This window comes from Rhodococcus sp. 06-156-4 (assembly GCF_002259345.1).
GTDB lineage: Bacteria > Actinomycetota > Actinomycetes > Mycobacteriales > Mycobacteriaceae > Rhodococcoides > Rhodococcoides fascians_E.
This window is the reverse complement of the sequence record NZ_NPGB01000018.1, coordinates 447,593-461,082: the sequence shown is the minus strand read 5'-3', so window position 1 is coordinate 461,082 and position 13,490 is coordinate 447,593. Positions and strand designations below refer to the sequence as shown.

Annotated in this window: 14 protein-coding genes; 9 read left to right on the top strand and 5 right to left on the bottom strand. The window is 66.0% G+C overall.

The window, feature by feature from the left end:
* Positions 1 to 34: 34 nt before the first annotated feature.
* Positions 35 to 814, bottom strand: a complete 780-nt coding sequence (locus CH290_RS12925; protein WP_019664127.1) for a sulfite exporter TauE/SafE family protein — start codon at positions 812 to 814, stop codon at positions 35 to 37.
* A 61-nt stretch (positions 815 to 875) separates the two neighbouring features.
* Here CH290_RS12925 and CH290_RS12920 point away from each other — a divergent pair, with 61 nt between their 5' ends.
* Together CH290_RS12920 and CH290_RS12910 are read left to right on the top strand one after the other, a co-directional pair.
* On the top strand, positions 876 to 1,499 hold the full coding sequence (locus CH290_RS12920) for a TIGR03085 family metal-binding protein (RefSeq protein WP_230621012.1): 624 nt from the start codon (positions 876 to 878) through the stop codon (positions 1,497 to 1,499).
* Positions 1,500 to 1,559: 60 nt separating this feature from the next.
* Positions 1,560 to 4,268 (top strand): FtsK/SpoIIIE family DNA translocase, encoded by a 2,709-nt coding sequence (locus CH290_RS12910; protein WP_026347612.1) that lies wholly within the window; start codon positions 1,560 to 1,562, stop codon positions 4,266 to 4,268.
* Between the two features lie 52 nt (positions 4,269 to 4,320).
* Here CH290_RS12910 and CH290_RS12905 read toward each other — a convergent pair whose 3' ends face one another.
* Both CH290_RS12905 and CH290_RS12900 read right to left on the bottom strand, forming a co-directional pair.
* Positions 4,321 to 4,602 carry a YciI family protein gene (locus tag CH290_RS12905; protein ID WP_019664124.1) on the bottom strand — a complete coding sequence of 94 codons (282 nt, stop codon included), beginning with the start codon at positions 4,600 to 4,602 and terminating at the stop codon, positions 4,321 to 4,323.
* A gap of 43 nt (positions 4,603 to 4,645) precedes the next feature.
* Positions 4,646 to 5,230 (bottom strand): amino-acid N-acetyltransferase, encoded by a 585-nt coding sequence (locus tag CH290_RS12900; protein WP_020110219.1) that lies wholly within the window; start codon positions 5,228 to 5,230, stop codon positions 4,646 to 4,648.
* A 146-nt stretch (positions 5,231 to 5,376) separates the two neighbouring features.
* Between CH290_RS12900 and pgsA the strand changes: the two genes are divergently transcribed.
* The 5 genes from pgsA (at position 5,377) to CH290_RS30260 (ending at position 8,721) form a co-directional block, all read left to right on the top strand.
* Positions 5,377 to 5,997 carry a CDP-diacylglycerol--glycerol-3-phosphate 3-phosphatidyltransferase gene (gene pgsA, locus CH290_RS12895; RefSeq protein WP_019664122.1) on the top strand — a complete coding sequence of 207 codons (621 nt, stop codon included), beginning with the start codon at positions 5,377 to 5,379 and terminating at the stop codon, positions 5,995 to 5,997.
* 221 nt (positions 5,998 to 6,218) lie between these two features.
* Positions 6,219 to 6,593 carry a helix-turn-helix domain-containing protein gene (locus tag CH290_RS12890; protein ID WP_019664121.1) on the top strand — a complete coding sequence of 125 codons (375 nt, stop codon included), beginning with the start codon at positions 6,219 to 6,221 and terminating at the stop codon, positions 6,591 to 6,593.
* 164 nt (positions 6,594 to 6,757) lie between these two features.
* The gene (locus CH290_RS12885) at positions 6,758 to 7,576 is read left to right on the top strand and encodes a PspA/IM30 family protein (RefSeq protein ID WP_019664120.1); all 819 of its coding nucleotides are present in this window, start codon (positions 6,758 to 6,760) and stop codon (positions 7,574 to 7,576) included.
* A gap of 45 nt (positions 7,577 to 7,621) precedes the next feature.
* Positions 7,622 to 8,413 (top strand): phage shock envelope stress response protein PspM, encoded by a 792-nt coding sequence (gene pspM / locus CH290_RS12880; protein WP_052083182.1) that lies wholly within the window; start codon positions 7,622 to 7,624, stop codon positions 8,411 to 8,413.
* A 134-nt stretch (positions 8,414 to 8,547) separates the two neighbouring features.
* Positions 8,548 to 8,721, top strand: a complete 174-nt coding sequence (locus CH290_RS30260; protein ID WP_019664118.1) for a hypothetical protein — start codon at positions 8,548 to 8,550, stop codon at positions 8,719 to 8,721.
* Here the strand turns inward: CH290_RS30260 and CH290_RS12875 are convergent.
* Together CH290_RS12875 and CH290_RS12870 are read right to left on the bottom strand one after the other, a co-directional pair.
* Positions 8,684 to 9,589 (bottom strand): diacylglycerol kinase, encoded by a 906-nt coding sequence (locus CH290_RS12875; protein WP_170947577.1) that lies wholly within the window; start codon positions 9,587 to 9,589, stop codon positions 8,684 to 8,686. The genes CH290_RS30260 and CH290_RS12875 overlap by 38 nt on opposite strands.
* Complete coding sequence (locus CH290_RS12870) at positions 9,586 to 11,175, bottom strand: FAD-binding oxidoreductase (protein WP_033189630.1); 1,590 nt, start codon at positions 11,173 to 11,175, stop codon at positions 9,586 to 9,588. Before CH290_RS12870 ends, CH290_RS12875 begins: the two co-directional genes overlap by 4 nt.
* A 130-nt stretch (positions 11,176 to 11,305) precedes the next feature.
* Here CH290_RS12870 and CH290_RS12865 point away from each other — a divergent pair, with 130 nt between their 5' ends.
* Together CH290_RS12865 and CH290_RS12860 are read left to right on the top strand one after the other, a co-directional pair.
* The gene (locus CH290_RS12865) at positions 11,306 to 11,914 is read left to right on the top strand and encodes a TetR/AcrR family transcriptional regulator (protein ID WP_020110215.1); all 609 of its coding nucleotides are present in this window, start codon (positions 11,306 to 11,308) and stop codon (positions 11,912 to 11,914) included.
* A complete protein-coding gene (locus CH290_RS12860; RefSeq protein ID WP_033189631.1) occupies positions 11,911 to 13,479 on the top strand; it encodes a glycerol-3-phosphate dehydrogenase/oxidase in 1,569 nt (522 codons plus the stop codon). The genes CH290_RS12865 and CH290_RS12860 overlap by 4 nt, the downstream gene beginning before the upstream one ends.
* The last annotated feature ends 11 nt before the right edge of the window (positions 13,480 to 13,490 follow it).

The following is a 13,490-nucleotide window of genomic DNA, read 5'->3' as shown; positions in this document are numbered from 1 at the left end:
GCACCGGCGCTTGCTGGTCTGACGCGTGGACGCGTCAGGCCAGCAACCGCCACAGGCCGATGAGGCCGATCACGACGATGGTGATCCGCAGCGCCCACGGGGACAACTTCCGGCCGTAGCGTGCGCCGACGGATCCGCCCACGAGAGATCCAGCTGCAATCAATCCTGCCGCGGCCCAACTGATGTCGTCGAACGCCACGATGGTGTAGGTGACCGCGGCGACGACGTTCACGATGAGCGACAGCAAGTTCTTGGCGGCATTCATGCGCTGCATCGAGTCCGGTAGAAGGACTCCCATGACGCCGATCAGGAGGATGCCCTGCGCTGCGGTGAAGTAGCCGCCGTAGATTCCCACCACGAACGTCCCGATGGTGAGCAGGGTCAGCTTCGTTCGGCTGACGTGGTCCACCGCGACTCCCGCCGCCTCGGAACGCCGTCTGGCCCACCCCTGGATGCTCGGCTGCGCCACCACCAGGACGAGTGCGCCGATCAGCAGAACCGGAACGACAGCGCTGAACACCGACGGGGGCAGGTGAAGCAGCAGCCACGCGCCACCGAGCGCACCGAAGAACGACGCAGGCATCTGCCATCGCAGCCGCGACCACTGACCCGCGAGCTCCCGTCGATAGCCCCAGGTACCCGATACGCTCCCTGCGACCAGCCCGATTGCGTTCGACATCGTGGCCACGACGGGCGGGTAACCGAAAGCGACCAGAGTCGGAAACGTGATCAGCGTCCCCGATCCCACCACGGCGTTGATGGCACCTGCGCCGAAGCCGGCAACGAGAATGACGAGAATTTCGGAGATCGGCACCGATCCGAGATTACGGTCCGTGACGGCCGCGCAGGGCAGCGGGCACGTACGGTGGATCGATGTGACCCTTGCACAGCACGAACGCGCAGAACTGGTACTGAGTTTGACGGCAGCGGGTGAGTCCGCGCCGACGCTGTGCGGCGACTGGACGACGCGGGATCTCGCGGCCCATCTCGTCGTCCGCGAGCGGAGGTTGGATGCGGCGCCCGGGATACTCCTGCCGCTGTTCGACTACTACACGCAGAAGGTTCAGAACGAGGTGGCACGCCGGCCGTTCTCCGAACTCGTGGCGGAGATCGCGGCCGGGCCACCGGTGTGGTCGCCGTTCAAGATCCTGGACCCCCTGGTCAACGTCGGTGAGATGTTCGTTCACCACGAGGATGTCCGGCGCGCCCAGTCCGGATGGTCGCCCAGGTTGCTGTCCGCCGATCTCCAGAATCGTCTGTGGAGGCTCGCGACGGTCGTGGGACGCCTCGCGTATCGGCGGTCGCCGGTAGGCGTGGTGCTCGAGACCCTCGACGGACGCTCGGTCACGGTGAAACGAGGCGGGGGAGAACAGGTCGTGCTGGTGGGTCGGCCGTCGGAGCTGCTGCTTCACGCGTTCGGGCGAAGCGAGGTTCACCTCGACAGGACCGGAAACGCGTCGTCCGTCGAGGCCGTCGAAGGCTTGGATCGAAGTTTCTGACGGGCTGTTACTCGTGTTGCGGATGGTTTCGAAGGGGCCCTTGCGACTAACCTAGGGGCCATGGCAGGAAAGACCAGCACACGGAGTTCGAACGCCGGCAGCGCCGGAGGTTCGTCGACATCGCGTGCTTCGGGGGGATCACGCAAGCCGTCCGGAGGGCGAACCGCACGCACGGTGACCACGCCGAAAAAGCCGACAGCGCCCCGCAAGGCGGCGCCGAGAAACGCAGCGCCACGGAATGCGCCGCCGCGCGGATCGGGATCGAGGCGGCCGCCCAAGAAGAAGTCGGCTGGAGTGATGTCCGCCGTCGGGCGCGGCATGTCGTCCGGGTGGTCGATGGCTGCCCGGGGGGTAGGGGCCACCACCCGTACGGTCAGCAAGGCCAAGGACATCGAGCACGGTCATCGCCGTGACGGACTTGCTCTCGGCTTGATCGCCGTCAGCGTCGTCGTTGCCGCGGCAGTCTGGTTCTCGGCCGGCGGCCCGGTAGGCGAGTGGATCGAGATAGCTGTCCGAGCGATCGTCGGTGACGCCGGATACATCGTGCCGGTTCTCGGTGTCGGCGTGGCCGTACTGCTCATGCGGACCGAACCGAATCCGGACATCCGGCCGCGACTGGTCCTGGGCTCGATCCTGCTGGTTCTCCCGATCCTCGGTCTCTGGCACATGGCGGCGGGGTCGCCGACGGACGCCGAGGGTCGCGCGTCGGGGGCAGGATTCGTCGGGTACGTCGCAGGTGGACCGATCGCCGACGGTCTGACCGTGTGGCTGGCCGTGCCATTGCTGCTGTTGGCCGGTCTGTTCGGCGTGCTGCTTCTGACCGGGACAACCGTGCGGGACGTTCCGGATCGCCTCCGGTCGCTGTTCGGGACCGACAGCCGCGGTGACGAGTACGGCGACTACGACCCGGCCGACTACGGTTCGGAGTTCGGCGACAACGACTACGGCGACGGTCGATACGGGGACTACGACGCGGCGGCCTTCGACGCCGACGGCTACCCCGTGGACAACGCTGCCGGGCATCTCGGTGGAGACCCCTACGGCAACTACCCGACCGAGGAGTACATCCCGGTCAAGAAATCCCGCGCCCGCAAGCCCGCCGCAGAGCAACTGCCGACCGAGGTGATCGAACCGGTCGCGTCGGAACCCGAACTTCCGCTCGAGCCACCGACGGCGCCGACGCCACCGCGGCCCCGGCCCAAGCCCGTCGTCAAGGCGGCCGAGCCGAAGCCCGCCGCGGACGAGGACAAGATCGTCGTCGACCGCGTCGTCGACGGCGATTACACGCTGCCGTCGCTGTCACTGCTGATCGACGGCGATCCGCCGAAGACCCGCAGTCAAGCGAACGACGCGATGATCGAGGCCATCTCCGAGGTCCTCGAACAGTTCAAGATCGACGCAGCCGTCACCGGATTCACTCGCGGTCCGACGGTGACGCGCTACGAAGTCGAGCTGGGACCGGGCGTCAAGGTCGAGAAGATCACGGCCCTTCACCGCAACATCGCGTACGCAGTCGCGACGGACAACGTCCGACTGCTCGCCCCGATCCCCGGCAAGTCCGCCGTCGGTATCGAGGTGCCCAACTCCGACCGCGAGATGGTGCGACTCGCCGACGTGCTCACCGCTCCGTCGACCCGCAAGGACCACCATCCTCTGGTGATCGGCCTCGGCAAGGACATCGAAGGCGATTTCGTCAGCGCGAACCTGGCGAAGATGCCGCACCTGTTGGTCGCGGGTTCGACGGGTTCCGGTAAGTCGAGCTTCGTGAACTCGATGCTCGTGTCGTTGCTGGCGCGAGCCACGCCCGACGAGGTTCGGATGATTCTGATCGACCCGAAGATGGTCGAGTTGACGCCGTACGAGGGCATTCCGCACCTCATCACCCCGATCATCACGCAACCCAAGAAGGCCGCGGCAGCCTTGGCGTGGTTGGTCGAGGAAATGGAACAGCGCTACCAGGACATGCAGGTCAACAAGGTGCGCCACGTCGACGACTTCAACAAGAAGGTGCGTTCGGGCGAGATCACCGCACCGCTGGGAAGCGAGCGGGTGTACCGCCCGTACCCGTACATCCTCGCGATCGTCGACGAACTGGCCGACCTGATGATGACGGCGCCCCGCGATGTGGAGGACGCGATCGTCCGCATCACCCAGAAGGCGCGTGCTGCCGGCATCCACCTGGTGCTGGCCACGCAGAGGCCGTCGGTGGACGTCGTGACGGGTCTGATCAAGACCAACGTGCCGTCACGTCTGGCGTTCGCGACGTCGTCGTTGACCGACTCGCGGGTCATCCTCGATCAGGCGGGTGCGGAAAAGCTCATCGGCATGGGCGACGCGTTGTTCCTGCCCATGGGTGCCGGCAAGCCGACCCGGCTGCAGGGAGCGTTCATCACCGACGAGGAGATCTCGGCCGTCGTCGACTTCGCCAAGAACCAGGCGGAGCCCGAGTACAACGAGACGGTCACCGCGGCCAAGGCGTCGGACAAGAAGGACGTCGACCCGGATATCGGCGACGATCTCGACGTGTTGCTGCAGGCAGTCGAGCTGGTGGTCACCAGCCAGTTCGGGTCGACATCGATGCTGCAGCGCAAGCTCCGCGTCGGATTCGCCAAAGCGGGACGGTTGATGGACCTCATGGAGAATCGTGGCGTCGTCGGGCCGAGCGAAGGCTCCAAGGCCCGCGAGGTGTTGATCAAGCCCGACGAGCTCGACGGCTTGCTGTGGTCGATCAGGGGCGGCGACCCGGACGACGCACCGGCAGAGGACTGACGGCGCGTCACCGGGTGCCGAGCACGCGGAGCGTGCGGGTCCTGACGCAGTGTCAGGACAGGGCGCCCATGACCGGCTTCCACTCGACGATCGTGGACGTCTCCACGAGGTTCTCCACGGCGAACGGATCCTGCTCGAACAGCGTGGCCACCGACGCGGTGTCGGTTCCCTCCACGATGATGAGCGCGCCGCTACCGTCGACGTACGGACCGGACGACACCAGCACGTTCTGCTCGAGCAGATCGGCGAGCCACGCACGATGCGTCGCGCGGTGGGTGTCGCGGCCGTCGGTGGTGCTGGGCGAATAGGTGTAGTGGACGGCGAACAGTGCCATGTGAGATTCCTTCGTCTTCGAACTGCGGGACGATGAAATCCTGTCAGAGAGACAGCAGCATCCTGGTGTTGCCCAGTGTGTTGGGCTTCACATAGCTGAGGTCGAGGAACTCCGCGACACCGGTGTCGTAGGACCTGCACATCTCGGCGTACACCTCCGCGGTGACCGGCGTGCCGTCGATCTCGACGAACCCGTGCCGGGCGAAGAAGTCGATCTCGAAGGTCAGGACGAACAGACGCTGCAACGACAGTTCGCGGGCGACCTGCACGAGCTTGTCGACGATCAGGTGGCCCGCACCGTGTCCCTTGGCCGACGGGTCGACCGCGACTGTGCGTACTTCGCCGAGATCGGCCCACAACACGTGCAACGCGCCGCAGCCGATGACCGTGCCCGCGCGTTCCGCGACCCAGAATTCCTGGACCGCCTCGTACAGGGTCACCAGGTTCTTCTCGAGGAGAATCTTGCCCGCGTAGATGTCGATCAGTCGTTTGACCTCCGGGATGTCGGACGTCCGTGCTCGTCGAATCACCAGATCGTCGCCTCCGTGGGAAGACTGTGCGGTGTTCGAGGCTGGGTCCGAGGAGGTGTCGAGATCGTCTCGACTCGCCCGGTTCGGCGCAGAAGTCATGTGGTGAACAGTAGCCAACAGGTGAGCAGATATTCTTCTGGTGTGTCCGTCTCCGAACTCGCCGTCGCACTACCGGGACACCTGTGCCGACACGTACTCCGACAGCACGCACTTCGACAGCACGCACTTCGACGGATCGGTACGGCATGACCGAACGCGTACCACCGACGCCGCAGTTGCCGCACGGCAATTCTGCGACCGGCAGTACCGAGGTCGTCCCGATCCTCAACATCGCCAACGTCCTCACTGTTCTCCGCATCGCGCTCGTCCCCGTGTTCCTCGTCGTGCTGTTCGCCGGCGACGGTCACGACACGACGTGGCGAATCGCGGCAACCGTCGTGTTCGCCGTGGCTGCCATCACCGATCGAATCGACGGCCAGCTGGCGCGCAAGTACGGACTGGTGACCGATTTCGGCAAGATGGCTGATCCCATCGCGGACAAGGCCCTCATCGGCGCGGCCCTCGTCGGCCTCTCGATTCTGGGAGACCTGCCCTGGTGGGTGACCATCGTGATCGCGGCCCGCGAAATCGGGATCACGCTCGTCCGGTTCATCGTGATCCGTCACGGCGTGATACCGGCGGGGCGGGGAGGCAAGATCAAGACCCTCGTGCAGAGCTTCGCGATCGGGTTCTATCTGTTCCCTCTCCCGGATGACGTGCGCTTCGTGTCGGTGACACTGATGGGCGCCGCCGTCGTGCTCACCGTGTACACGGGCCTCGATTACATCGTCCAGGCAATCAGGCTCAGGCGAGGCGTCACCTCGTGACCGACCCCCTGAGCCGGGCTGACGAAGCCCTCGCTCGAAACGGTCCGAAAAGGTGTGTCGTCGGTGCTTCGACGGGTAATCGAGAACACGGCCGTATAGGGTCGGGAACCAATCGAGCACGGTCCTTCGTTGTAGCTGAAGATGAACGCCCCGTACGTACAGATGAACAAGAATCACAGATGACGAAGAACCACAGATGACGAAGAACGAGGAGGAGCGAGATGGCGCTGCTATTGCGTGAAGCACTCGGCGACAGTCTGCGGCGCACTCGCGTTGCGCAAAGCCGGACCCTGCGCGAGGTCTCCAACACCGCACGGGTGAGCCTCGGTTACCTCTCCGAGGTCGAACGCGGCCGCAAGGAAGCGTCGAGTGAACTGCTCAACGCGATCTGCGACGCGTTGGCCGTCCCCCTCGCCGACGTCATGAGCGACGTCAGCGAGTCGCTGTCGGAATCGACGCTTGCAGCCCGTGCCGCCGATGCGGATGCTGCCGTGGGGGTGGATGCGGCAGCAGGCGTGGACGCCGCGTCGCCTCGGATTGCCGACGACACTCGCGTTGTTATTCCTGCGCCCGCGCGTGCTCTTGCCGCTGCCTGATCGGCAGACATGAGGCTTGGTACCGCTAGGGTGGAATCGACACTCACGACAAACCGACCAGACCAGTATTCTCGTGTCACTGGCAGTTCTTCGACGGTCGCTGTACACCTCAGCTGACCCCCTATGCGCGAACCCGGCGCTCGATATGGAGGCAGGATCAACCCATGGCTAATCCTTTCGTCAAGGCCTGGAAGTACATGATGGCCCTCTTCAATTCCAAGATCGACGAGAAGGCCGACCCCAAGGTTCAGATTCAGCAGGCCATCGAGGACGCGCAGCGGCAGCACCAGGCGCTGTCCCAGCAGGCTGCTTCGGTGATCGGCAACCAGCGTCAGCTGGAGATGAAGCTGAGCCGTCAGCTCGACGAGGTCGAGAAGCTGAACGCGAACGCCCGTCAGGCTGTCACGTTGGCAGATCAGGCCGCGGCAGCCGGTGACGTGGACAAGGCAACGCAGTACACCAACGCCGCCGAAGCGTTCGCCGCACAGCTCGTCACGGCCGAGCAGGGCGTCGAGGACCTCAAGGTCCTGCACGATCAGTCGCTGCAGGCAGCGTCGCAGGCCAAGAAGGCCGTCGAGCAGAACGCGATGGCGCTGCAAGCCAAGGTCGCCGAGCGCACCAAGCTTCTCAGCCAGCTCGAACAGGCCAAGATGCAGGAGAAGGTCAGCGAATCGCTGCGCTCCATGGACAGCACGCTGTCGGCGCCGGGCAACACCCCCAGCCTCGATGCGGTCCGCGACAAGATCGAGCGTCGCTACGCAGATGCACTCGGTTCCGCCGAGCTTGCACAGAACTCCGTGTCCGGTCGGATGATGGAGGTCCAGCAGGCGTCGGTGCAGATGGCCGGGCACAGCCGTCTGGAGCAGATCCGCGCATCCATGGCGGGGGATTCCCTTCCTTCCGGCAATTCCGCAGCGGCGCCCAAGCCGTCGATCCAGAAGGCTCCGAACGCCACCCCCGAGCCCCCGGCACAGAACCAGTAGCTCGTGACGAACGAACAGCATGGCCGGTCACGAAAGTGGTCGGCCATGCCCGTGTCCGAGTCCGTGTCGATGGTGCGTGCAGCCACCGACACGGCTCGACGGTCCGTCGAGTCCGCCGTCGACGCGGTCGGTCGATGGAACGATCCCCGGCAGAAACATCTCCGACGGATCAAGCGAGCTCGTCGACGGGGCACGTGGTTGGGTAGCGCGTCCGGTGTGTCCGCCGCGTCGACCGCGGGTCTGGCCGTTGCCTCGGCTCCCGAGTGGACATTGCTCGCCGGCGGAGGTGGCGCGGCCGTCCTCGCCGTCCCGGCGGTGTTGGCGTTCGGTCGTTACCGGCGTCTACGCGCGCAGCCCCTTCCAGCAGCGCGTCCTGGCAGAGCGACGCTGCCGCCCAAGTCGTCCGCGTCCTACGAACCCGTGCGCAGGCTCGTGGGCGCTCAGAACAGCTTGTACGAGCTGGTGGGGATCCTCACTCGGTCCGAGTTCGTCGACTCGGCAGAGGTATCCGACATCACGGACGTCGCCGACGCCGCCGCCCGTACGCTGCGCGACATGGCTGCGGACATCTCGTCGTTGGAACGTGCGGCGGAGGGAAGCGCCCGAGCTGCCTCGCACCTGTCGCCCACCATTTCGTCGGCCGCAGTCGAGTTGGACAAGGGCGTCGACCAATTCGAGGACCTCGTCGCCGCAGCCGCACGTCTGACGAGCCCGGGCGGCCTGCCCGGCAGTGCGGTGGAACTACGCAAAGCCGAGTTGTTGTCTGCCACCGATCGTCTCGAGGGGTGGGCCAGCGCGCTCGTAGAACTGGCAGCGATCAGAGGCCGGCACTCCTGAGGCTTCCGCGCCCTCGGGTGCGCGTTCCGAGACTTAAGGGTATTCCCCCATCTTTCCCTGAACTCCCTGCTGGAGTGGTGTTTTCGCGTCCACGGCATGCCAGGATCGGAAGCACACCAAGGAAAGGGAATCACATGTTCTGGAAAGTTCTCGGCATCATCGTCCTGGTCTGGCTCGCGTTCGCCGTTCTCGGCACGGTGATCAAGGGCTTGTTCTGGGTGGCGGTGGCAGCGGCAATCGTGTTCGGCATCTACTGGTTGGTCAAGGCGATCACCGCGGGCGATCAGCGCGATCTGACCAAGCTGTAGTTCCCACGAGGGCGGTGACGGCTCCGGGGATCGAGTCGATCTGCACCGGCAACGGAGTGAACCTCTCCCCGTCGGCGTACGCGACCATCCCGGGAGCGCTGAGGCGGACCCGGGCCGCGCGGTGGGTCTCGACATCGGGAAGGTCGACGTGCGTGCCCTTGTACAACGTGGGGGAGAGGCGGACCAACCGACTGCGGCTGGAGGCTCTGACGATGGTCACGTCGAACAGTCCGTCGTCGGCGACGGCGCCGGGACAGATCGCCATACCGCCCCCGTAGGACGGGCCGTTACCGACCGTCACCAGCGTCGCATCGATGTCCGACGAGTGTCCGTCGAGCTCGACCGAGTACCTGATGGTCCGAAACCGGCTCAATTCCAACAGCATTGCGATGTTGTACTTCGACGGGCCGGACGGCCACTTCATCCCGTTGGCGCGTTCGGTGACCAGACTGTCGAATCCGCTCGACAGGACGGTCGCGAACCATCTGTTGCCCACCCGCCCGAGGTCGAGCGATCGGCGTCGATCGTCGATGACGATGTCCGCCGCCGCCACCGGGTCGTCCAGCGGGACTGCGACGAGGCGAGCGAAGTCGTTGCCCGTCCCGGCAGGGGCGACAGCCAGCGGGGTCGTGGTCGTGGCGACTGCTTGCAGAGCGAGGTTGACCAGTCCGTCGCCCCCGACGGCCACGAGACAGTCGGTCCCGGTGCGGACCGCTCTTTTGGCCTGATCGAGTGCTTCGCCCGGAGTTCTGCCCTCGATGGTGACGACGTCGACGCCTCGCTCGCGTAATCGTGCAACGACGGCGGTGGACACGCGGACTCCGCGCCCACGGCCTGCAGTGGGGTTCGTCAGAACCGTGACAGTCACGGAATCAGTTTGCCAGGATTCAGAATTCCCGCGGGATCGACGGCGACCTTCACTGCTCGAAGGACAGCAGACCCGACAGGTCCGATCTCGTCGGGCATCCATGATCGGTGGTCGCGGCCCACGGCGTGATGGTGTGTGACGGTCGCTCCACTGTCGACGATGGCTGCCGTCGCTGCACGCTTCGCCGTAGTCCACTGAGCCGTCGCATCGGGTGCTGCCGCGCAGACCACCGTGACGTACAGCGACGCACCGGTGGCGTACACGTGCGACACATGACACATCACGATCGGAGGAGTGCCGAGCCCGGTGAGCGCCTCGACGAGAGCGGTGGTGACCCGGGCGCGAACCGCGCTCAGATTCGACCAGCTCGTCGCTGTCTCGAGAGTCTCGGCCAGAGCGCCCGCGTCGAGCAGCGCGTCACGCAGATAGGGCGAATCGAAACGTTTCGCTTCCCATCGCCTGGCACCCTCGGGGTCCGTCACACGTCCGCCGGCGGCGATCACCACCACGTCTGCGGCCGCGGCAGCGTCGATCGCGGCGGCTGTGCCGTCGGGGCAGTCGAACGTCGCCACGGCGGTGCACCCGCCCTGCTCTGCGTCCTGCCCGGCCCGTCCCGCCAGCGCGGCGTCGATGGCGGATTCGGCTTCGTCGGACAGCCTCACGACCGTCGGTCTGCCCGGTGCCACCGACAGCTTCCGCAGTGCCTCGAGACCGGAGGCGAAGTCCGGAAAATGCCAGCACCGATACTCGGTGTACCGAGGGATCGGCCGCACTCGTACGGTCACCGACGTCACGATTCCCAGAGTGCCCTCGGAACCGAGGAAGATCTGCCGCAGGTCCGGTCCCGCCGCCGACGCAGGCGCTCGTCCGCAGACGGTCGTGCCGACGGGGGTGACGACGGTCATCGCCTCGACCATGTCGTCGAAACGACCGTATCCCGAGGACGACTGGCCCGACGACCGCGTCGCGGCGAATCCTCCGATGCTGGCGAAGGCGAACGACTGCGGGAAATGACCGAGGGTCAGGCCGTGACGGCCGAGCATCTCCTCGGCTTCCGGGCCGGTGACTCCCGCCAGCAACGTTGCGGTGCGAGATTCGACGTCGAGATGGGTTAGTGCGTCGAGTCGACGTGTGCTGACCGTGACCACGGTGTCGAACCATTCGCGGACCGGGTCGACTCCGCCGACGACGCTGGTGCCACCGCCGAACGGAACGACGGCGATCGCGAAGTCGCTGCAGTACCGGAGGAGGGATTCCACCTGCTGTGTATCCGCGGGGAAGAGGACTGCGTCCGGGGCGTGCTGCACCCCGCCGCGGCGCCGGGCGAGCAGATCGGTCGTGCTCTTGCCGCCGAGATACCGAAGTCGAACATCGTCGTCGGTGGAAATGTATGCGACACCGACGATGTCCTCGAAACCGCGGCGTCGGTCGTCGGTCAGGCGCGACCGAGTCAGCCGCACCGGAGCAACCTCCCGCTCGGGCCGATCCGGTGCGGGGGAGATGCCCAGCGCGGACTGCAGCAGGTCTCGAACCTCGGACGGCAGAACGCGCTTGTTCTCAGCGGTTCCCCACGCATCCCAGACCATCGTCGAGGGCGACGCGCCGGGCAGCTCCACCGGGGGATGTTCCTGCATGATCTATAGTGTTACACAGCTTGCATATTTGTAACCCGGTCTCGGTTTTCAGTTCTCGAGGCCACCGAGCGAGGTGCCGACAGTGAGTGACCAGTCCGTTGCAGGCTCGTCTGCCGTGAAGGATTCGTCCTCCGTCGAAGATCAGGTGCTCGACGCGGCGCGTTCCTGCATCCTCGAACACGGTGTCCGGCGCACCACTCTCGCCGAGATCGCTCGACGTGCCGGGGTCAGCCGGCCGACGGTTTACCGGCGCTGGGCGGACACACGGGCCGTCGTGTCGTCGTTGCTGACGCGTGAGATCGGTTCGGTCATGCCGTCGTTCGATCTCGACGCTCCTGTCCGACCACAGGTGTCCTCCGCCGCACGCGATGTGGCGGACAAGGTGCGTTCACATCCGCTGTTCGTCAAGATCATCGAGTCCGACTCGGACATCCTGTCCACCTACATCCTCCACCGGCTCGGCACCAGTCAGTCGCTGATCATCGACGCGCTCGCACCCGTCGTGGCTGCAGGGCAACGGGACTCGTCGATCCGCCCAGGAAACACGATTCATCTGGCGACCGTCGTTCTTCTCATGGTCCAGTCCGCAGTTCAATCGGCGAACATGGTCGCGCAGCGCATTCCCGGTGACGAGTTGATCGCGGAAGTCTCCTACGCCGTCGACGCGTACCTCAGCCCGGCTGGTCCGTGAGACCCTCCGGCAGTTCGGCCCCTTCCAGCAGTTCGGCGCTGAACGGCGCTCGACGTGAACGCGATTTCGAAAAGCTCTGGGACGGTGACGTTGTCGATGTTCTGGTCGTGGGTGGCGGCGTCACCGGTGCAGGCGTTGCGCTCGACGCGGCGTCGCGCGGGCTGAGCGTTGCTCTCGTCGAGAAGCACGATCTGGCGTTCGGGACGAGCCGGTGGAGTTCCAAACTGGTCCACGGCGGCCTGCGGTATCTAGCGTCGGGCCACGTCGGGATCGCCCACGAGAGTGCGGTGGAGCGCGGGATCCTGATGACCCGTACAGCGCCGCATCTGGTTCGGCGCCTCCCGACGATCATTCCGTTGCACGAGTCGGTCTCTCGGGTCGATGCCGTCGTGATCAGGGCTGGGCAGGCCGCAGGAGATGCACTCAGAGCGGCCGCCGGGACGCCCGCGGCGTTGCTGCCACGCGCAGATCTGATCGGAGCAGGCAGCGTGGTCGACGCCGCGCCCACTGTTCGGCGTCGCGGACTGCGCGGCGGCGCACGATCCTGGGACGGGCAGTTGGTCGACGACGCCCGACTCGTCGTGGCCGTTGCGCGTACAGCCGCGTCGTACGGGGCCTCCGTCCTGACCGGACTCGGCGCATCCGACGTGGACCGAACGTCGGCTCGGATCACCGATACCGAGTCCGGAGAGAGTACTCGCATCAGGGCGCGGATCGTCGTCAACTCCGCAGGGGTGTGGGCTGGTGAGATCGACTCCCGAATCACCCTGCGTCCCAGCCGCGGGACGCACCTGGTCTTCGACGATTCGACGTTCGGCGGGCTGAACTGTTCGCTCACCATCCCGATACCCGGTGAGCGCAACCGCTTCGTGTTCGCACTTCCAGCGCCGCTCGGCCGCGTGTACGTCGGATTGACCGACGAGGCGACCTCGGGCCCGGTACCGGATGTCCCCGTCGCCTCGGACACGGAGGTGGACTTCCTGCTCGCAGTTCTCGGCACCGTCGTCGACCCGTCGCCGACGCGCGCCGACGTCATCGGATCCTTCGCCGGGCTGCGTCCGCTGCTGGCCTCGGGTGACGGCGCTTCGGCCGACCTGTCCCGTCGGCACGCCGTGCTCGACGACGGTGCCGGACCCGTCGGTGTGGTCGGCGGCAAGCTGACGACGTACCGGTTGATGGCCGAGCAGGCCGTCGACGTGGTGGCGACGGCTCTCGGTGAGACGCTCGGACCTTCGCGCACGGCATCGATTCCGCTCGTGGGGGCCGCGACGCAGCAGACCCTCGATGCCATCGACGCCCCGGTGTCCGTGGTCCGGCGGTTCGGTGCCGACGCCATGCTCGTTCGAGCGCTCGCGGACCGGATGCCTGGTGGGTGGGCACCGGTAGCGGAGGGGATCGACATCTGTGAGGCGGAGTTGGCCTTCTCGGTGCAGTACGAGGGTGCTCGGTCCGTGGGCGATCTCCTCGACCGACGCACGAGGATCGGGCTGGTGGACGTCGATCGGGCGCGAGCCGTGGACTCCGCGGAGCGAGCGCTCGAGAAGTTCCTGCACACGCGTCGGTGAACATCTGTGGC

Bases quoted from the DNA above. Each gene is read 5' to 3' on its own strand.
- CH290_RS12900 (WP_020110219.1), bottom strand. From the start codon at position 5,230: ATGACTTCTGCGCCGAACCGGGCGAGTCGAGACGATCTCGACACCTCC.
- pgsA (WP_019664122.1), top strand. From the start codon at position 5,377: ATGACCGAACGCGTACCACCGACGCCGCAGTTGCCGCACGGCAATTCT.
- CH290_RS12890 (WP_019664121.1), top strand. From the start codon at position 6,219: ATGGCGCTGCTATTGCGTGAAGCACTCGGCGACAGTCTGCGGCGCACT.
- CH290_RS30260 (WP_019664118.1), top strand. From the start codon at position 8,548: ATGTTCTGGAAAGTTCTCGGCATCATCGTCCTGGTCTGGCTCGCGTTC.
- CH290_RS12885 (WP_019664120.1), top strand. From the start codon at position 6,758: ATGGCTAATCCTTTCGTCAAGGCCTGGAAGTACATGATGGCCCTCTTC.
- CH290_RS12910 (WP_026347612.1), top strand. From the start codon at position 1,560: ATGGCAGGAAAGACCAGCACACGGAGTTCGAACGCCGGCAGCGCCGGA.
- CH290_RS12905 (WP_019664124.1), bottom strand. From the start codon at position 4,602: ATGGCACTGTTCGCCGTCCACTACACCTATTCGCCCAGCACCACCGAC.
- CH290_RS12870 (WP_033189630.1), bottom strand. From the start codon at position 11,175: ATGGTCTGGGATGCGTGGGGAACCGCTGAGAACAAGCGCGTTCTGCCG.
- pspM (WP_052083182.1), top strand. From the start codon at position 7,622: ATGCCCGTGTCCGAGTCCGTGTCGATGGTGCGTGCAGCCACCGACACG.